Origin of the sequence: Psychrobacter sp. TB15 (assembly GCF_000511655.1) — a bacterium.
GTDB lineage: Bacteria > Pseudomonadota > Gammaproteobacteria > Pseudomonadales > Moraxellaceae > Psychrobacter > Psychrobacter submarinus.
The window spans coordinates 1-19,355 of record NZ_AYXN01000004.1 but is presented as its reverse complement, the minus strand read 5'-3'; the positions used below and the strand labels follow the sequence as shown (position 1 = coordinate 19,355).

At 45.7% G+C, this 19,355-nt stretch carries 19 protein-coding genes and 1 pseudogene; 11 read left to right on the top strand and 9 right to left on the bottom strand.

Annotated features, from left to right (window positions below; all coding sequences use genetic code 11):
• Positions 1 to 5: 5 nt before the first annotated feature.
• The gene (locus W234_RS14410; protein WP_227501901.1) at positions 6 to 572 is read right to left on the bottom strand and encodes an IS630 family transposase; all 567 of its coding nucleotides are present in this window, start codon (positions 570 to 572) and stop codon (positions 6 to 8) included.
• Positions 499 to 849, bottom strand: coding sequence for an IS630 transposase-related protein (locus W234_RS14705; protein ID WP_025643618.1), 351 nt, complete (start codon positions 847 to 849; stop codon positions 499 to 501). Before W234_RS14705 ends, W234_RS14410 begins: the two co-directional genes overlap by 74 nt.
• A gap of 92 nt (positions 850 to 941) precedes the next feature.
• On the opposite strand from W234_RS14705, the gene W234_RS14840 reads away from it, so the two are divergent.
• Positions 942 to 1,070 (top strand): hypothetical protein, encoded by a 129-nt coding sequence (locus W234_RS14840; RefSeq protein ID WP_264673182.1) that lies wholly within the window; start codon positions 942 to 944, stop codon positions 1,068 to 1,070.
• Between the two features lie 95 nt (positions 1,071 to 1,165).
• Here the strand turns inward: W234_RS14840 and W234_RS14700 are convergent, their stop codons facing one another.
• The 3 genes from W234_RS14700 to W234_RS0100795 all read right to left on the bottom strand — a co-directional run bounded on the left by W234_RS14700 (position 1,166) and on the right by W234_RS0100795 (position 2,556).
• Positions 1,166 to 1,432, bottom strand: coding sequence for a hypothetical protein (locus W234_RS14700; protein WP_025643816.1), 267 nt, complete (start codon positions 1,430 to 1,432; stop codon positions 1,166 to 1,168).
• Positions 1,433 to 1,652: 220 nt separating this feature from the next.
• The gene (locus tag W234_RS0100800) at positions 1,653 to 2,066 is read right to left on the bottom strand and encodes a hypothetical protein (RefSeq protein ID WP_025643814.1); all 414 of its coding nucleotides are present in this window, start codon (positions 2,064 to 2,066) and stop codon (positions 1,653 to 1,655) included.
• A 178-nt stretch (positions 2,067 to 2,244) separates the two neighbouring features.
• Positions 2,245 to 2,556 (bottom strand): Trp family transcriptional regulator, encoded by a 312-nt coding sequence (locus W234_RS0100795; protein WP_025643812.1) that lies wholly within the window; start codon positions 2,554 to 2,556, stop codon positions 2,245 to 2,247.
• Between the two features lie 229 nt (positions 2,557 to 2,785).
• On the opposite strand from W234_RS0100795, the gene trpB reads away from it, so the two are divergent.
• The gene (gene trpB / locus W234_RS0100790) at positions 2,786 to 4,018 is read left to right on the top strand and encodes a tryptophan synthase subunit beta (protein ID WP_025643811.1); all 1,233 of its coding nucleotides are present in this window, start codon (positions 2,786 to 2,788) and stop codon (positions 4,016 to 4,018) included.
• Positions 4,019 to 4,051: 33 nt separating this feature from the next.
• Here the strand turns inward: trpB and W234_RS14405 are convergent, their stop codons facing one another.
• Both W234_RS14405 and W234_RS0100780 read right to left on the bottom strand, forming a co-directional pair.
• Positions 4,052 to 4,210, bottom strand: coding sequence for a hypothetical protein (locus W234_RS14405; protein ID WP_156923934.1), 159 nt, complete (start codon positions 4,208 to 4,210; stop codon positions 4,052 to 4,054).
• A gap of 77 nt (positions 4,211 to 4,287) precedes the next feature.
• Positions 4,288 to 4,521 (bottom strand): hypothetical protein, encoded by a 234-nt coding sequence (locus W234_RS0100780; protein WP_025643810.1) that lies wholly within the window; start codon positions 4,519 to 4,521, stop codon positions 4,288 to 4,290.
• Between the two features lie 230 nt (positions 4,522 to 4,751).
• Between W234_RS0100780 and W234_RS0100775 the strand changes: the two genes are divergently transcribed.
• On the top strand, positions 4,752 to 5,861 hold the full coding sequence (locus W234_RS0100775) for an alkene reductase (RefSeq protein ID WP_025643809.1): 1,110 nt from the start codon (positions 4,752 to 4,754) through the stop codon (positions 5,859 to 5,861).
• A 152-nt stretch (positions 5,862 to 6,013) separates the two neighbouring features.
• On the opposite strand, the gene W234_RS0100770 is transcribed toward W234_RS0100775, so the two are convergent.
• Positions 6,014 to 7,324: an NAD(P)/FAD-dependent oxidoreductase gene (locus W234_RS0100770; protein ID WP_025643807.1), complete on the bottom strand. Its 1,311-nt coding sequence runs from the start codon at positions 7,322 to 7,324 to the stop codon at positions 6,014 to 6,016.
• 258 nt (positions 7,325 to 7,582) lie between these two features.
• Between W234_RS0100770 and acs the strand changes: the two genes are divergently transcribed.
• From acs to pgsA, 3 genes are all read left to right on the top strand, one after another.
• Positions 7,583 to 9,547 (top strand): acetate--CoA ligase, encoded by a 1,965-nt coding sequence (gene acs, locus W234_RS0100765; protein WP_025643805.1) that lies wholly within the window; start codon positions 7,583 to 7,585, stop codon positions 9,545 to 9,547.
• A 153-nt stretch (positions 9,548 to 9,700) separates the two neighbouring features.
• On the top strand, positions 9,701 to 10,912 hold the full coding sequence (locus W234_RS0100750) for an NAD(P)/FAD-dependent oxidoreductase (protein WP_025643803.1): 1,212 nt from the start codon (positions 9,701 to 9,703) through the stop codon (positions 10,910 to 10,912).
• Between the two features lie 543 nt (positions 10,913 to 11,455).
• On the top strand, positions 11,456 to 12,094 hold the full coding sequence (pgsA, locus tag W234_RS0100745; protein WP_198013348.1) for a CDP-diacylglycerol--glycerol-3-phosphate 3-phosphatidyltransferase: 639 nt from the start codon (positions 11,456 to 11,458) through the stop codon (positions 12,092 to 12,094).
• A 106-nt stretch (positions 12,095 to 12,200) separates the two neighbouring features.
• On the opposite strand, the gene W234_RS0100740 is transcribed toward pgsA, so the two are convergent.
• Positions 12,201 to 12,695 (bottom strand): pyridoxamine 5'-phosphate oxidase family protein, encoded by a 495-nt coding sequence (locus W234_RS0100740; RefSeq protein WP_025643799.1) that lies wholly within the window; start codon positions 12,693 to 12,695, stop codon positions 12,201 to 12,203.
• A 384-nt stretch (positions 12,696 to 13,079) separates the two neighbouring features.
• On the opposite strand from W234_RS0100740, the gene purL reads away from it, so the two are divergent.
• The 5 genes and pseudogenes from purL to W234_RS0100710 form a co-directional block, all read left to right on the top strand.
• The gene (gene purL / locus W234_RS0100735) at positions 13,080 to 17,096 is read left to right on the top strand and encodes a phosphoribosylformylglycinamidine synthase (RefSeq protein ID WP_025643797.1); all 4,017 of its coding nucleotides are present in this window, start codon (positions 13,080 to 13,082) and stop codon (positions 17,094 to 17,096) included.
• 151 nt (positions 17,097 to 17,247) lie between these two features.
• Positions 17,248 to 17,583, top strand: a complete 336-nt coding sequence (locus W234_RS0100730; RefSeq protein ID WP_025643795.1) for a type II toxin-antitoxin system RelE/ParE family toxin — start codon at positions 17,248 to 17,250, stop codon at positions 17,581 to 17,583.
• Entirely contained in the window at positions 17,573 to 17,854 is a 282-nt protein-coding gene (gene nadS / locus W234_RS0100725) for a NadS family protein (RefSeq protein WP_025643793.1), read from the top strand. The genes W234_RS0100730 and nadS overlap by 11 nt, the downstream gene beginning before the upstream one ends.
• A 651-nt stretch (positions 17,855 to 18,505) precedes the next feature.
• Positions 18,506 to 18,946: a transposase family protein gene (locus W234_RS0100715; RefSeq protein WP_025643546.1), complete on the top strand. Its 441-nt coding sequence runs from the start codon at positions 18,506 to 18,508 to the stop codon at positions 18,944 to 18,946.
• Between the two features lie 8 nt (positions 18,947 to 18,954).
• Positions 18,955 to 19,338 (top strand): annotated as a pseudogene (locus tag W234_RS0100710) (transposase family protein); the annotation flags it as partial.
• Positions 19,339 to 19,355: the final 17 nt, after the last annotated feature.

The following is a 19,355-nucleotide window of genomic DNA, read 5'->3' as shown; positions in this document are numbered from 1 at the left end:
TATAGTTAAGTCTTTATAAAATCGATACAGCCCATATCATAAAACAGTTTAGGGAGATTATTCTCCATCCACCCTTGGCGCAGAAACTTAGCCTGTGCCCATTTTTTCTCAATAGGGTTCAGATCAGGGCTGTACGGCGGCAGCCAAAGAATACGATGGCCATGTCTGTTTAATAGTTTTTGAATGCGTTTGCTTTTATGAAACCGAGCGTTATCCATGACAATCACGCATTTAGTCTTGAGACTTGGAATTAAAGTGTGTTTGCACCAGTCGTAGAATATGGTGCCATTGATGTTCTGCTCAAAGTAATCAAGCGCAAAAAGCATTTTTTCATAGAGAGCTCCGATGACGTTGGTTCGCTTTTTTGCTTGCCAGTTGTAGCTATCGATACAGGGTGTACCAATCGGTGCATAGCCATGAGAACGAATGGTTTCAGCCTCAAAGCCGCTTTCATCCATATAGACAATGGGGTAGCCTTGCTGCGTAAAGCTATCAAGCTTATTCTGGAATACTGCTCTTTTTATCGGACACGCTTTTGGATGTTCTAAGGTCTTTTTTTTGACTGATACCAAGACGCTTTAAAGCATTAAAGATGCCAGTCTTACTACAGTTCAAGCGACGAGCTCTTTCATAGTTATAATCATCTGGATATGTTTTTACGTCTTCAATCAATGCGTCATCAGGTATTTTAGTTGGTGCTTTATTTCTGGTTGTTTTAGGAGTTAGGTTCTGCTGCCAGCTGTGAATGGTGCTGGTGCTAAGTCCATAAAACAGCGCAGCTTCTCGTATGGTCATGCCATCAGCGATGCTAGAAAGTACCTGTTTGCGATAGTCTATTGAATAAGTCATTGTTTATTTCATTAATTAAGATTGTTATAAATATTGTATCGGTTTTATTTGGATTAGACTATATTAAAAGTATAGGTAACACCTATAGCTTTATGAATAACGGTAACGGTAGCTTTTCAGATTTTTATATTTGGAGAGAGGATTTTGATGAGAGAGTTGTAGAGAATAATAAATTTATTGAAATAAAAGATAAAATAGGTAGTTTAATAGCTAATCAATAATTTTGAAGTGTAGCGCGTAGAGTGGGTTAGCCCGAGCGTAACCCATCATCTAACTAGCATTTAAGAACGTTTATGTATAACTAATTATTATAAACCTACCCAAAATCTTCTTTTAAAACCCTCGCCATATTCCGCTCGGCAAGTCCGGTGATAAACACATACGGATTGACGCCTGCGCTACCGGGGATTAACGCGCCGCCGTAGCCACTACCGACGATGATGTTAGGAAAGTGACCCGCTTGGGTGACAGTCGCAGGCAGTTTTGGCTGCTTGGCGAGAGTTTGGCAGCCGCTCATTGCTGCTGTGGCGCTGACTGTGGCTGCGCCTAACCCCATGGATTTGATAAATTGACGTCTTTGCATGCTCGCTATAACCTTAAACGTTTTTTTTGACGAGGCCAGTCTAGCAAACTATTTTTTCTGTATTGTGTCACGAGCTCTACTCAAAGCGTTTCGAACAAAAGTATTTTCTTTACTTTACTAGAAGCGGTCTCGGTTTGTGTTTGCTATAGGTGATAAAAAGCTGAACCTAAGCTCAGCCTGTAGTTAAACATTCGGTCTTTTAGGCCACGCGAGATAATAATTACTCAGAGCAAATCTCCCATTGCGAGGTTTTGCTCAAATAACATTGTAGAACCTCTTTACCCGACTCTGCATATGTTTGACTGACTACTTTTTTGCTAGATGGCTCGCGATATCTGATGATAGCGGGTTCATCATTGACGGTGGTCGTCCATCCGGTATGATTGCCATTGTCATCATAATCTGCACTGTTCGAGGTCGCCATTTTACCGAATCCTGGTAAATTGTAGTCAACTTGCCTAAAGGCGTAGCTCATCGCTGCGCCTTCGGCACCGTCATATTGGCAGGTGAGCTTTTTTTGTAACTTATCTTGTTTATAGACATAGCAAGTGGTGTCACCCGAAAACTGTCCAACGCCGCAAAAACCTACTGTTGCTACTGATATAGTACCGATAAACAAAGCTATTTTTCTCATTAATGTGCTCCTCAAGTAGTGATAATAAGATTAAAACTGAATGTCTTTTAGCCGTCCTTTAAATAGTAAAAATAAATTCGCTTACCAATAAAATACTAATTTAGTAAACAAATTTCTATAAATATAGCATTTAAAAGTCTTTTATGGGTAATTTTCTTGTGCTAAATGTTGATAGCTATCAGATATTAATTTTATCGCCAATATCCGGTAGCAACTCATCGATTTGATGTTGATGAAATACTTTGGCGCCGCGTGACACTGTCGCAATGCCAACCCCAAGCTGCGCGCTAATCTCTCGTTGCGTCACTTCTTGCTGTAGTAATGCAAAGATAGTTAAGCGATTACCAAGCTCAGCTTGCTCTTTTTCGGTCAATAACGCTTTAAGTATCTCTGATAAATGGGCTTTGTCATTGGTCTGAGCCAGTAGCGCTAATAAGTAGTCATAAGCTTTATTAGAGTGACTGTTAGAATAACTGTCTTGTTTGGCCATTTTATTCTCCTTTTGCCTCAATCAATAAAGGCGAAATACGTTCATTATTCTATTTGTGAGCACTGCTTTATTAGCAGAGCAGTAATGCTTGACCTGCCATAAAACTTAGCCTAAAATCTGTTTCAATGTACTAGAACATAATAACAAATTTCTATTATAATTTAGATCGTTTTCTATGTTTAATTTAGCTTCAAATAGACAATAGTGAACCAGACAACAGGAATGAGCCATGACAGCATTAGCCAATGACAGCAGTAACACTTACGGTTTGCACGACTCCATTTTGCCAAGCCTTGATGGTTTATATGGCGAGTATGGTGGCAAGATTGAGCATCCTGAGCTGGCAAAAGCGATGGAGGAGATCGAGACAGGCTTTCGTGCGATCATTAAAGACGACGATTTTGTTAATGAGATGAGCCGCTTGCGTCAGACTTACATCGGTCGGCCTAGTCCGATATTTCATGCCAGACGCTTAAGCGAGCATTGCGGCGGCGCGCAGATTTATTTTAAACGTGAGGACTTGAATCACACCGGCGCGCACAAGATCAATCACTGTATAGGGGAAGTGTTACTCGCCAAAAAATTAGGCAAAACCAAAGTCATCGCCGAGACAGGTGCAGGGCAACATGGCGTAGCACTAGCTACGGCAGCGGCGCTGATGGGCATGGAGTGTGAGATCCACATGGGCGTCGTCGATATCGAAAAAGAGCATCCCAATGTCAGCCGTATGAAAATCTTAGGTGCCAATATCGTGCCGGTATCGCGCGGCGCGGGCACGCTAAAAGAGGCAGTCGATAGTGCGTTTGAGACGTATCTCAATGAGCTGGACACCAGTATGTTTGCCATTGGCTCAGCACTCGGGCCTGCGCCTTATCCTGAGATAGTCAGCTACTTTCAGTCGGTGATTGGCCGTGAAGCGCGTACGCAGTTCTTAGAAACTACTGGCACGCTGCCTAATAAAGTGGTGGCTTGTGTTGGCGGCGGCTCTAATGCGATTGGCATCTTTAGCGGCTTTTTGGGTGATAAAGAGGTAGAAAAAGTCGGCGTCGAGCCTGCTGGCGAAGGTCTTGATACGCCCAATCATGCGGCGACGATGACGCTTGGGACGAAAGGCGAGATTCATGGGTTTAAATGCTATGTGTTACTCGACGACAAGGGTGAGCCTGCGCCTGTACATTCGATCGCCTCTGGTCTGGATTACCCAGGTGTCGGCCCGCAGCACTCACTCTTGAAGGACAACAATCTGGCCACTTATGAGTCAGCGACAGATGCAGAGTGCCTAGAGGCATTTATGGCGCTATCGCGGCTTGAAGGCATCATACCTGCCTTAGAGACGGCGCACGCGATCGCTTATGCCATGCGAGTCGCCAAAGACATGTCACCCGATGAGACTATCTTGGTCAATCTATCAGGGCGCGGCGATAAAGATATTGATTTTGTCTTGGACAAAGTGGATTTGTAGGGTAAATGAGCAATAAAGCTCGAAAGCCATTCGCTATGGTTGATTGACACCTTGTACTAAGTAGCTGCGTTTTTCTCCTGCAAACACAATCGCATTATTGATACCTTGAATAGGCGAGCTTGGCTTGCCAATGGCAATTAAGGTATCGGTTAAGCGCTCATCGGCGACCCATTTAGCGTCCTCTTGCTTCATTAATTCATAATCGAGCTTTTCTGTCGCAAGACAGCCATTTAAGCCTAAGGTTAAAGCAGCAACAAACCCTATTTTTTTTATATAGTTTTGGCATTGAGCTGATCTCTTAGTTTGCCTTCAGATAATTCGACAATGGATGTCGTCAGCTCTTTTGCTGTTCTGGCTTCTATTAATGTAGGCGTAGACGCTTTTTTGTCAGTTTGCGCAGACGTTACTGGATCTGGCGTGTCCGTTTTTTCAGACGGTGGCTGGCAGGCAGATAGTAATAGTGAGCTGGCAGTGATAAGCAAAGACAATAGCGTTTTTTGCATAAATTTCCCTCTTAGATAAGAGGTAAGTTGAAGGCTCTAATATACTAGTAAGTATTACAGATTCATACGGGCTATAAATACAAAGGTAGAATTAAGTCGCTGTTTTCGTTTGTAACGATAGATTGAATAATCCAAGCTATCCCCTATAAAGAAAACGATTTAGCTTACTTTGCAATCGGTCTGTTTTCTAAATCTTAAATCATAATCGATAACAACAAATAAGGCTTTTTATGGCACACGATAGTTTATTTGAACCTGTCAAAATGGGCAGCCAAACACTCAAAAACCGTATCATTATGGCACCTCTGACCCGTCTGCGCGCAGTCGAGCCAGGCGATGTCCCTATCACATGGGCAGCAGAGTACTACTCGCAGCGTGCAGGAGCGGGCCTTGTCATCACTGAAGCGACGCAAGTATCGTTTCAAGCAAAAGGCTATGCAGGCGCACCAGGGCTACATACTCAAGATCAAGTCACTGCATGGAAAGCCATCGTTGACAATGTCCATGCCAAAGGTGGCAAGATTGTCGTCCAGCTATGGCACACAGGACTTGTCTCACACGAAAGCGTACAACCTGAGCGCCGTGCGCCAATTTCAGCCTCAGATGTCGATGTAGGTATCCGTACCTCATTGCGTGATAGTGACAACCAAGCCATTCGCGCGGATGCCACGCCGCCGCGCCCAGCCAGTCTTGATGAGATTCAGCAAGTGATTGCTGACTTTGCGCATGCAACCAAGTGCGCGCAGGAGGCAGGGTTTGATGGTATTGAGATTCATGGCGCGCATGGTTATTTGCTGCATCAATTTTGGGCCGAGCATACCAATCAGCGTGACGATGAGTACGGTGGCAGCCGCGAAAACCGCGCGCGTCTAACCTTAGATGTTATCGATGCATGTGTGGATGCTTGGGATGCAGATCATATTGGTATTCGTATCTCGCCACTGGGCACATTCAACAATGTTGAGGGAGGCTACGAAGAAGACGATAACATTTGGCTGATTGAGCAAATCAATAAGCGTGGTCTAATGTATTTGCATCTGTCAGAGCCAGATTGGGCAGGTGGTACGCCTTATAGCGATGAGTTCCGTCAGCGTGTCCGTGATGCGTTCGATCAGACCATCATCGCGGCGGGTGGCTACGATGCCGATAAAGCAGAAAAAAATATCAAGGCAGGTTATATCGATGCGGTAGCATTCGGTCGTGACTATATTGCCAACCCTGATCTCGCTGAGCGTATCCAAAAAGGCGCACCGCTCAATGAGCAGCATCCAGAGTCTTTCTATGGTGGCAGCACGGTTGGCTACACTGATTATCCTTATTTGGAGCAAAAGCAGGCTTAGTCCGTAACCTTTAACTTAGCATAAACTATTGTAGGGGGTTAAAAACCCAGCCTACGCAAAAACTTTAAATAGTATCATTCACAAGATACAAAAGCCTCGATAGCTTCATGTTGTCGAGGCTTTTTACTGTTTGTTATTTATAAAATACTCTTCTATACCACCTCGCCGCAAACAAAGCCGCTGGCCCAAGCCCACTGAAAGTTATAACCACCAAGCCAGCCGGTAACATCGAGCACTTCACCGATAAAATACAGTCCTTCTTGCAATTTACTCTCCATCGTTTTTGATGATACCTCGTCAGTATCAATGCCGCCGCGCGTGACCTCAGCGGTGCGATAGCCCTCAGTGCCAGAGGGTTTAAGCTGCCAGCCATTGATCGCTTGACCTATCTGAGTCAAACGCTCGTCTTTGATATTTGCAAGCTCAATCTCTTTGACGTCTTCCCATAACATAGTTTGTAATGCTACTAGTAATTTTTTGGGCAAAGCGTTGTCAGTATTTTCGCTTAGCACCGTGCGAATAAGCTGCTTTGGATGCTGTTTTTTATGAGTGAGTAATAGCTCAGTAATATCAAAGTCAGGGAGCAAATTAATCTCGATAGTCTCACCCGTGTGCCAGTAGTTCGAAAGCTGGAGCATAGCAGGGCCAGACAGGCCGCGATGAGTAAAGAGTAGCGGTAGCTTAAACGAAATGCGCGTGTTACTGGCCACCACAGGCAAGCTAATACCCGATAGCGCTCGCAGCAGCTCACCTGTCTTATCGGTAAAGGTAAAAGGCACAAGGCTTGCATCAATTGGTGTCAGCGTATGCCCAAATTGCTGCGCCAGCTCGTAACCTAAGCCGCTTGCGCCCATTGTCGGGATAGAGAGTCCGCCCGTTGCGACAACCAAAGACTGGCAATAATAAGTGGTTTTAGAGAGTTTTGGCTCACTGCTGGCTTCTTTAAGCTCTTTTTTGCTCAGCTGTTTACTGGTAAGTAATTGAAAGCGTTTTTCGTTTTCATTTTGATGAGCGGTAACCTCATTAACTTGGGTGTTGAGGCGAACTTGCACTCCGGCAGCGGCACATTCAGCAAGTAACATCGTCACGATATCTTGCGCAGAATTATCACAAAATAACTGGCCATGCTCACGCTCATGATAAGCAATCTTATGCTGCTCTACCATCCCGATAAACTCCCAACTCGGATAACGGCTCAGCGCTGATTTAGCAAAGTGCTCGTTAGCACCGATAAAGTGCTCAGGCTCAACAAAGTAATTGGTAAAGTTGCAGCGTCCGCCGCCTGACATCAGGATTTTTTTGCCCGCCTTATTGGCGTGATCAAGCACGAGTACGCGCCGGCCTCGGCGGCCTGCGGTCAGCGCGCAATAGAGTCCTGACGCACCTGCACCGATGATAATGACATCGAAATGACCGTTATTAGATAGTTTAACTGCTGACGCTGGGTTTTGCCGTTGACTCATGATGACTACTTAAAATGGGACGAATAGATAAAAATTATGGGCTAAATTATAGCATGCTAGCCAATCTAATTTTAAGTGCACAGTTGTATATTGAAATTGTTATTATTCATAGTCAATGGCTTGCAACCGTTTTGCTTATTTGCCAAACTATCGTTAAACGTCATACATTATGGACGATGGCATGCATTACCGATATAGACGCGTGACTATTATCAACCGCGATTTATAAGGTAGTGAGAATCAAAAAGGAAGATGACCATGACTCAAGAATCGTTTTCTATTCCGGCTGAATTTATCGCCACTGCAAATACCAGTCCTGAACAATACAAAAAGGACTATCAGCGTTCCATCGCTTCGACTGAAGACAACGATGCTTATTGGGCTGAGCGCGCTGAGAGCATCGATTGGATCACCAAACCTACCAAAATCAGTAATGTCAGCTATGACTTGGAGGATTTTCGTATTAAGTGGTTTGAGGACGGCGAGCTTAACCTCTCGGTCAACTGCCTCGATCGTCATCTAAAAAACAACCCTTACAAGCCTGCCATCATTTGGGAGGGCGATCACCCCTCTTTAAATAAAATCATCTCTTTTAAAGAGCTATATGCCGAGGTCTGCCGCTTAGGTAACGCTATGCGTAACTTAGGGATAAAAAAAGGCGATCGCGTGACTCTGTATATGCCGATGATACCTGAAGCTATGGTCGCTATGCTGGCGTGTACTCGCATTGGCGCGGTGCATTCGGTGGTCTTTGGCGGCTTCTCTGCTGAGAGTTTAAGTAGCCGCATCGTCGATAGTCAGTCCAAACTAGTGATTACGGCTGATGAGGGCCTGCGTGGTAATAGCCGTACGCCGCTCAAAGCTAATGTCGATCGCGCTTTGGATGCTGAAGGCACAGATAGCGTAGAAAACGTCATCGTCGTACACCGGACGGGCAATTCAGTGCCGATGAGTGGTCGCCGCGATCACTGGTATCATAACCTCATCGACGCGCAAAGCGAGCACTGTGAGCCTGAGGTTATGAATGCCGAGGACCCACTGTTTTTATTATACACCTCCGGCTCAACGGGTAAGCCCAAAGGCGTCGTCCATACTACCGGCGGCTATATCGTCTATGCGCTATCGACCTTTCGTGATGTCTTCGATATCAAAGACGATGATATCTTCTGGTGCACCGCTGATGTCGGCTGGATCACTGGCCACACTTACGCTACGTACGCGCCGTTGGCCAATGGCACCACAACAGTGATGTTCGAAGGTGTGCCCGAATACCCCACTTGGGCGCGCGTCGGTAATATCATAGATAAGCACAATATCAGTATATTATATACCGCGCCAACCGCCATTCGTGCAATGATGAAAGAGGGCGATGCTTTTGTCCGTGAGTCAGATCGCTCAAGTTTGCGTCTACTCGGCACGGTCGGCGAACCGATCAACCCTGAAGCGTGGGACTGGTACTATAATGTCGTCGGCGGCGCGCGTTGCCCTATCGTCGATACGTGGTGGCAAACAGAAAACGGGGGGATTTTGCTGGCACCTATTCCCGGTACAGTCGCGCTCAAACCGGGTGCTGCGATGAATCCGCTATACGGTATTGAGCCTGCCATCATGGAAGATGACTATGAGCTTGAGGGTCCGGCCTCAGGTAACTTAGCGATTAGTAATAGCTGGCCGGGTCAAATGCGTACGATTTATAAAGATCATGCGCGTTTTTTGGAGACTTATTTTGCTGAGTATCCGGGTTACTATTTCACAGGTGATGGCGCGCAGCGTGATGAAGATGGTCATTACTGGATCACAGGGCGTGTTGATGATGTCCTCAATGTCTCAGGACATAGGCTCGGCACGGCTGAGATCGAAAGCGCCGTCGATGAGCATCCCTCCATCGTGGAAGCTGCCGTGGTCGGGATGCCGCATGAGATACGCGGCGTTGGCATTTGTGTGTTTGCCATCCTAAAGTCAGGTGAGAGCGCAGATGATAGTCTCAAAGCTGAGCTTAATCGCCATGTGCGTCGTGAGATTGGTCCTATTGCCAACTTAGATGCTATCTTTATCGTTAATGCTCTACCCAAAACTCGCTCTGGCAAAATCATGCGCCGTATTCTGCGCAGTATTGCTGCCGGTCAGTATGTCGGTCTCGGTGATTTGTCCACCTTAGCAGATAGCTCAGTGATTAATAAACTCATTGAGGCAGTGAAAGCTGAACGTACGGACGGTCTCTAACGGCGAGTTTCAGCTTTAAGTATTATACAAGTCATGCTCTTTTTTATCATAGCAAAAAAGAGCATGACTTTTTGCATATGATTTTTAAGGATAGTTTTGTGCTATCTTTAGCTATTGTTTTTTGCAATTTTATTTATAAGGCGCAACCTTTTTATGACTGATCATGCAATACATAACGAGCAAGACAAGAGTAAAGCGTTATCCTCATACCCCAAGATAGCCATCATCGGTGGCGGCTTAAGCGGTCTATTTACCGCCATTTTATTAGAGCGCAAGTTTGCTCAACATCAGTATCAGAATCAGCACTCAGATCTGCAAATCACCGTTTTTGAGAAATCGCGCGGCGTGGGACGGTTAGCGACGCGCTATCGTAGCGATAGCGTAACAGGTAAAAACTGGCAGTGGAGCTTTGGCGCGCAGTTCTTCACCGCCAAGACCGATAGCTTCCAACAGTTTATAGCGCCTTGGTTAGACTCAGGGTTGTTGCAGCCATGGTGCGCGCAAGTGGTCAATTTATCTATCACGAATAAGAGCGAGCAGGCGCCGCACATCGAGCCAAAAGAGCAGTGGGGCACTGAGCAGGCCCGTTACGTTAGTACACCAAAGATGACCAGTTGGGGCCGAACGTTAGCAGATCAGTTGCAGCAGACAAAGATACAATTCCAAACTCGCGTGGCACCACTGGCGCAATATGCCAATCCGCAGGCAGGTCAACCAACAGAGCTGTTTGATGATAATGGCGAGAGTTTAGGGCTTTTTGATTGGGTTATTTGCACCGCGCCGAACGTGCAAACGGCTGAGCTGATGGCAGATAGCAGCTTCACAGAACAAGCGAAAATTATGCAGCCAAAAATGCGAGCTTGCTATACGCTTATGCTTGGCTGGGATGAGGAGTCAAAGCTACCTGCTAGCTTAAAAAGCTCAAGTAAGCGTCAAGATTTAAAATTGTGGGATGTCGCGCATCTACAAGACTCTATTTTGGCTAAGATATTTGTTGAGCATCATAAGCCTAATCATAACGGGATATTGCCAAGTGTCACGATTCACGCCGATAACGACTGGTCTGAGCAGCAAGTAGACCAGGATATTGACGAGGTAACGGCTCGGCTGCTAGCAGAAGCTAAAGAGGCGCTAAGCTGGACTGAGCAAACCGCGCCAAGTCAAATTGACTGTCATCGTTGGCACTATGCAGCAACATCGATGGCGCTAAATGACGAAGATGATGAGCAGCCATTAGGTATCTTAGTAGATAACGAGCAGCAATGGATAGTTAGTGGGGATTGGTGCGGGCGCGGCAACATCGAGAGCTGCTACCAGATGGCCGAAGAGGTGGTAGAAGTAATCGCGGCAACTTTAGAGGTATAGAGTTTTAGAGATTATTTATAGCTTGTCTCTCAGCTTTGCTGGCTTTGATATTTTCAATATAAAAGCAAAAAAAAGCCCACAGAGGAGGAGCTGCGGGCTGAGGAAAAAGGGTCATATTACTGTATAGTAAAACTTATTTAGACCTGACTATGACTGATTATTTTGCTTATTTCACTTATTTTACTATGCTGCAATGTATCTATTTACAGATGGTTATATAGTTAAAGATAAGGCCTATCGCTACTTAATCAATTGTTTCTTACATCTGCTTACAACTTAGAGTGAACACTTGTACCTATGCTTTTATCTGTTTTAAATTGCGCTTATTAATAATAAAAGTTATTGCAAATTAAAATCGATAAATGCTTTTGTTTCTATCGCATACCGTACAAGCGTTTCAGATACTATAGTAGAGATAAGCAAAAATAGTATTCATGACGACAAGGCTAAAAAATGCTAAGCTAGCGCCCATCATTATGTCGATATAGAACTGGTTTTGTCATGACCGAAACTACAAAGCTGCACACCCCGCCATCACCACCGATGCAAGATGATAAAAGCATCTTTAACTTACCGAACAATCTGACGATTGCGCGGATTTTGATGATTCCGCTGTTTGTTGCGATAGCTTATTGGCCGCCTGCAATGGGTATCGGTATGCCTGCGATCTCTGATAACGTGATTGCCCGGGTCGGAATGAGCGAATTTAGCGACAGCTTATTGCGTCATTTACTACTGACGGCTGTGTTTATTATCGCCGCGATTACCGACTGGCTCGATGGTTACTTTGCGCGTAAGCTCAACGTTACATCGGCTTTTGGACGGTTTTTAGATCCGGTCGCCGACAAGCTTATGGTCGCCGCCGCGCTCATCATTTTGGTGCAGTGGCATCCTAATATCATTATGGCGATTGCCGCTATTGTGATTATCTCGCGCGAGATCGCTGTATCCGCATTACGTGAATGGATGGCAGAATTGGGTAATAGTACCAGCGTCGCTGTGTCCTATGTGGGCAAGCTAAAAACCACCTTTCAGATGGTCGCTATTACTGTATTGCTACTCAATTGGGAGTCGCTTGAGACTATCGGTTATGCGTTGATGGTGGCAGCGGTGATACTAACGCTTTGGTCGATGATGATTTACCTAAAGGCGGCATGGCCTTATCTTAAACGTAGCGGTTAACTATCCGCTATAGAATTTAGTAATTTCAATATACCCAAGCAAAAACGCCAGTAAGTGAACCTTACTGGCGTTTTTATTAATTTGTTTGGTTGTAACTGTCGATAGCTTATAGCTCAATCTCAAAGGTTTCACCAATATCTTCTGCCGTTTCGCCGTCTTGTACAGCAGCGGCTGCCATCTTAAACATATTGACCGTTGTGCTACCGCTGATCCAGCACTCTACGCCATGGGGTACGACTTTTATTAATTGAACGTTTGGATCTTCTTTACCATGCTCAAAGAAGGCATTGTAAACTGGTGACCACAGCTCATCTAACTTGGCCTTGTCGTCTGATAATTCAGCATTGGCGCTTACAGAGACATAGTTCTTCGCATCTTGACTCGAATACGTTAGGCCAACCTTTTTATTGTCCTGAATATCTTTGACCACATCTGAGGTTTTATCACCAATAAACCAAATTTCTTTTCCGCCGATACTGGTCTCAGTCGTTGTCATTGGCCAAGCATGCAAATCACCTTTACCATTGACAGTAGTCATCATGGCAAATTTAATGTCTTTAACGATCTCTTGTACTTTATCGATTTTATCTTGCTTATTCATAATATGTCCTTTTTAATTGAATTGATTTAGATCAGTTATTGTTGTTATTGCTGCGTTATAAATGAATGTCTATTGATACTTGAGCTTTTACAGCATAACGAGAGAAGGTAGGGAGGTTATATAGGTTGCCCGTAAGGCGATGTGAGTGTTTGTAAGCTCTATAAACATTAAGTAAAACAACTTAGCCGCTTGTTTAACAAGGTAATTTAAAAGAGCGGTTATTACCGTCTTCACTGACAGGCTTTAAGTTCTTTGATGGGTAAAGAGTAAAATTGTACCGCTTTATTCCTGCTTATTTTGCCTCTTCTTGTTATAATGCAGCGACCATTTACTTTGCATGGCAGTGATGCCAGTTACTGCTCATATCCTAGGAAATATGCCTCTATGATGACCATCGCCGGACAGCCGTTTTTGACCGATTTTCAGACCCAGCAACTGATCAATCAATTTGCCCAAAAAACCGATCTAAACGTGACCCAAATCAGTACTCAGCAGGTTTTTGTGCTCTCAAGAGAGCTCTTAGGTGAAGAGCAAAAAAAGGCTTTGGATCTTTTAGGGGTAAAAGAGCAAACCTCGCTAGAAGCTGCGACAGAGCGTCAAATCCAAGTCATCGTCAGTCCGCGTTTTGGCACGATATCGCCATGGGCGAGTAAAGCCACCGATATTTTTAATAACTGCGAGCTGAAGATCAATCGTATTGAGCGGGTGATTGTTTATACGCTGACGCTAGAAGGTGCTACCGAAGACAAGCTGCCAACGGCGGCTGAGCGTTTACTCTATGACCGTATGACCCAAAGCTTGGTTTATGATTTAAACGACGTGAATAAACTGTTTGACGATGAACCGCCAGCGTCATTGAATCATATCGATGTCATGGGAGCAGGGCGCAGCGCATTAGAGTCAGCGAATACGACATTTGGCTTTGCGTTATCAAGCGATGATATCGACTACTTGATGCATGCTTATGTCAATGACCTACAGCGCAATCCAACCGACGTTGAGCTGATGATGTTTGCCCAAGCCAACTCAGAGCATTGCCGCCACAAGATATTCAACGCCGAGTGGACGGCTAACGGTGAAGTACAGCCAAAGTCCTTGTTTCAGATGATTAAGAATACTTATCAAGCCAATCCAGAAGGTATCCTCTCCGCTTATAAAGACAACGCGGCGGTGATGGCTGGCGCTGAGGGCATGCGTTACTATCCTATTCCTGAAGACGCTAAAAACCCTAATGCTGCGCATCCGTATGGCTTTCATCAAGAAGCTATCGATATCCTGATGAAAGTCGAAACGCACAACCATCCAACCGCCATTGCCCCTTATGCCGGTGCAGCAACAGGCGCGGGCGGTGAGATTCGTGACGAAGGTGCCACCGGCCGCGGCGGTAAACCCAAAGCGGGTCTCACAGGCTTCCACGTGTCGCACTTGCATATTCCAGAGCTTGCCGAGAAGTGGGAGCAGTCAGGACAAGTGAGCACGCAGGACTATGGTACGCCGGAGCGCATGGCAACGAGCCTTGAGATTATGACGGAAGCGCCATTAGGTAGTGCCAATTTCTCTAACGAGTTTGGCCGTCCCAACCTTTGCGGTTATTTCCGCAGCTTCCAATTAGATACCTCAGCCGCCAAAGACGGTAGCGAGATGCGCGGCTATCATAAGCCCATCATGCTGGCAGGTGGTTACGGTAATATCAAACGTAACCTGATTGAGAAAAATCCGATTCGTGAGGGGGATTTACTGATTGTACTTGGTGGTCCTGCAATGCAAATCGGTCTTGGCGGCGGCGCGGCCTCTTCTGTCGATAGTGGTGAGTTGGATGAGGGCCTAGACTTTGCCTCGGTGCAGCGCGATAACGCGGAGATGGAGCGTCGCTGTCAGGAAGTCATCGATCGCTGCTGGGCGCTTGCCGGTAACGATGCTGAGGTGAGCAATTATAGTCAAGACGGCAACCCCATCGTCTCTATCCATGATGTCGGCGCAGGCGGTCTGTCTAACGCCATGCCTGAGCTGGTCGATGATCACGATATGGGCGCGGTGCTCAACTTGCGTCATATTCCATCGCTTGAGGCGGGCATGTCACCGATGGCGATCTGGTCAAATGAGGCGCAAGAGCGTTATGTCCTTGCCATTCGCCCAGAGAGCAAAGCACAGTTTGATGCGATCTGTGCCCGTGAGCGCTGTCCGTATGCGATATTGGGAGAGGCGACTGAAGTGCGAGAGCTTAGAGTCGATGATGAATTGCTCGATGATCAGCCTGTCGATATGCCGATGCAAGTATTGCTTGGTGGTACGCCAAAGATGCAGCGTAGCTTTGAGGTGCAAGCTAATGAGCTGGCGCCGTTAGTGCTCAATGATTTTGACCTGAGCGAGTCGGTCAAAGACGTGCTGCGTCATCCGACTGTCGCGAGCAAGTCGTTCCTCATTAGCATTGGTGACCGCTCTATCACCGGTATGGTGGTGCGCGATCAGTATGTTGGTCGCTATCAAGTGCCTGTGGCAGATTGCGCGATTACCGCTTCAGGTCTTATAACGCTTGATGGTCAAGCGATGACCGGTGAAGCGATGAGTATCGGCGAGCGTACCCCAGTGGCACTCATTGACCCAAAAGCCTCGGCAAGATTAGCGGTTGGTGAAGCCATTACCAATATCGCAGGCGCGCGCATCTCCCAGTTATCTGACATCACCATGTCGGCGAACTGGATGGCGGCTTGCGGTGATGATACGGAAGACGCCGCATTATTTGATGCGGTCCATACTGTCGGTGAAGAGCTGTGTCCCGCTTTGGGGATTGCCATTCCAGTTGGTAAAGACTCGTTATCGATGCGTGCCAATTGGACAGATGATAACGATGCTAAGGAGGATAGCCAAGATAAATCTGTGGTCTCACCCATGAGCCTTGTGATTACTGCCTTTGCCCCAGTCGTTGATGTGGCAAAAACGCTCACACCTGAGCTGATCAACGGCGATAGCGCGTTTTATCGTCTTGATCTCTCTAGAGGTAAATTGCGTCTTGGCGGCTCTATCCTTGCGCAAACGGCCAGCCAGCTTGGTAACGAGTGCCCCGACCTTGATAAGCCGAGCGATTTAATTGACTTCTTTAACTTTATTCAAGCGGGTAATGAGCAAGGCATTATCAGCGCCTATCACGATATCGGTGATGGCGGCTTGCTTGCGACCATTGCAGAGATGCAGTTCACTAGTCGTCAAGGCATTAAGCTATCACTCAGTGATGATAATCTACTCGGTCAGCTGTTCAGCGAAGAGCTGGGCGCGGTCATCCAAGTCATGCCAGAGGACGTTGCCGCTTTAGTGGCGCTAGCGGATGAATACAACGTCAGCGATATGCTTAGCCTCGTCGGTCAAAGCACTGAGGAAGATAGCCTCATTATCCAAACGCCGCTACATCAAGGCGATAAAACCCTCAGCTTTAAGCGTTCTGAGCTGCAACAAGAGTGGAGCCAAGTCAGCTATCAAATCGCCCGCCGCCGTGATAATCCAGAGTGCGTGCAACAAGAATATGACTTGATTGCCGATACTAATCATAAAGGTCTTATCGCTGCGCCAAACTTCGATCTCAATCAAAAGATCGAGACGCCATATCTGAACAGTCGTGCTGATTCTGATAACAGCAAGCCAAGAGTCGCTATCCTGCGCGAGCAAGGCGTCAACGGACAGCTGGAGATGGCAGCAGGCTTCACCCAAGCAGGCTTTGAAGCGGTCGATGTGCACATGAGCGACTTGCTAGAAGGCCGCATCAATCTACGTGACTTCGACGGTTTGGTCGCTTGTGGCGGCTTTAGTTACGGTGACGTCCTCGGCGCAGGCTCAGGCTGGGCCAACTCTATCTTGTTCCATGACGAACTGCGTATGCAGTTTGTGCGTTTCTTCGCCCGTCCGAACACGTTCTCACTTGGCGTCTGTAATGGCTGTCAGATGATGGCGCAGTTAAAAGACCTGATCCCAAGTGCAGAAAACTTTCCACGCTTTATCGCAAATGAGTCGGCGCGTTTTGAAGCGCGTACGGTCAACGTCAAAGTTGAGCGCACCAAGTCCATCTTATTCAAAGGCATGCAAGATAGTATCTTACCTATCGCTGTCGCGCATGGTGAGGGTCTTGCCACCCTAAACGCTACTGAAATTGACGGTATGGCAAAACACGGTCAGCTGGCGATGCGTTATGTCGATAGCCAAGGTCATCCGACCGAGACTTATCCATTGAATCCTAATGGCTCAGTCGGCGGTGTCACCGGTCTATGTAGCACCGACGGTCGCGTTACAATTATGATGCCGCACCCTGAGCGTAACCTAAAAGCGTATAACCATAGCTGGAAACCTGAGCAGTGGGATGAAGATGGTGCATGGATGCGGATGTTCCGTAATGCGCGAGCTTGGTTGCGTTAAGATAATTTGAATTAGTTTAGATAGTAAGAAAGGTGGGCTTTGGCTCACCTTTTTTGTGTTTATGATATTTAGCTTAATTAGATCCAGAAAAAACATATAGATAAGTACTTCAATGACGTATATAATAAGACATAAAGATAAAGGATATTGAATGTTACATTTCATCGAAACGCCAATATTTACTAAGCAAGTACTGAAACTATTAGATGATGAAGCTTATAAAGAGCTACAGGAAAATCTAATCAATAATCCAGAACAAGGTGATTTGATTCAAGGTACAGGGGGCGTTCGAAAAACCAGATGGGCACTTAACCAAGGTAAGAGTGGCGGTATTCGGATTATCTATTATTTTGTGAATAGTCAAGGCATATTTTTTATGCTGCTAGCTTATCCGAAGAATAAACAAGCCTCTCTATCAAGCGAAGAGAAGTCTGGTTTATACAAACTGACTCAACAAATTAAAGAGGTGTATAGCCATGAGCAATGAATTTTACGATGATTTATCTACATCACTAAATCAAGCATTGGCGATTGCTAAAGGACAGGCTCAGCCTAGCCGCCAGTTTACCCATGACGTGCCTAGTATTAAGGAAATAAGAACTAAGACAGGGCTATCGCAACAGCAGTTTGCCGATAAACTCAATATCAGTTCGCGTACCTTACAAAATTGGGAGCAAGGTACTAGAAACCCAACAGGGGCTGCCGTCACATTAATGCGCTTATTGAATAAAAAGCCTGAGTTAATTGCCGAAGCTTAATTGATCAAAAACAGTCAATCTTATCTTGGTCACGCACTCGGTGGGATTATGGATGTGTGTGAAAGCGATGACGCCTGGATGCGTATGTTCCGTAATGCGCGGGCTTGGTTGCGTTAAGATAATTTGAATTAGTTTAGATAATAAGAAAGGTGGGCTTTGTCTCACCTTTTTTGTGTTTGTGATTTGGGTGTTTAAACATTAACTTAACTTTGACATCAAGTGATGCGGAGTAGGTTGGTGTGGAGCTTGCGACACCCAACGTTTTTAAGGGAGCTATTTCCCGCCTTCCACTCGTATCTCCCAGTCTGGGCGCGGCGCTGGCTACCGTTTGGGTCGTCGCTTGCTTCGCCTCGCCACCCCAAAACCTAGCCATCGCAACTCGCCCAAACCAGCAGGATACCGCTACAGTCGGGGCTAAACCGCGCTTTAAGGCAACTATTATATCTAAGTAGAGGGTTTATGCAATTCATCTAAAGAGCTTAAATCTATTGATCTAAAACTTTGTCCATATTCATATGCTTTATACCAACTAAGGTAATCGTTTTTAGCCTTATCAAGAATTTTTTCCTTTATTTCGCTATATATTAGACCTCTTGCAAAAGTAGCAGAGGGAATTAAAATAAGAAGAACATTCATCGTTGTCTAAGAACCATGCCAAACATAGATAAGCTACTCAAACAAAGTGACGCTGGTTTTAAACGCTACACTGGCATTCATAAAGCCACCTTTTATGACATGCTTGATGCCATGCAAGAGCATGAAGCATCTAAGACCAAATCAGGTAGACCAAGTGTGCTCAGTCTTAAGGAGCAGATACTACTAGCCCTGACTTATTGGCGTGAATACCGCACGCTTTATCATATCAGTATGGACTTTGGTATTCATGAGTCTTCTGCTAGCCGTATCATTCGTAAAGTAGAAGACACACTGATTGACTCTGGCAAGTTTGAATTACCTAAAAAGCTGCCTAGTCGTGTCGATGACGACATCAATTGGTCAGTCGTCATTGTTGATGCTACCGAAACCCCTATTGAGCGTCCAAAAAAAACCAAAGAGACTACTACAGCGGTAAGAAAAAACAACACACCTTAAAAGCGCAGGTTATCGTTCATTGGCAAACTGGTTTGATACTTGATGTGCAAACCTGTAAAGGGTCAATCCACGATTTTAAGCTGTATAAAGATACTTGTCCTGACTGGTTACCTTGTGACGCCAAGCTACTAGCCGATAGTGGTTATCAAGGGTTAGCAAAGTTACATGAGCAAACTTTCACGCCATTTAAGAAACCTCGTGGTGGTCAGTTATTAGAGATATGCAAACAGGCCAATCACTATCTGGCAAAGTTCCGTATTGTGGTTGAGCACAAAATAGGCTTAATCAAGTTGTTTAAAATCGTGGCTCATAAATATCGCAACCGTCGTCAGCGCTATGATCTTAGAATGAAGCTGTTTGCTGGTATCATTAATTCCGAGCTTAAATTATGACTTTTGCAAGAGGTCTA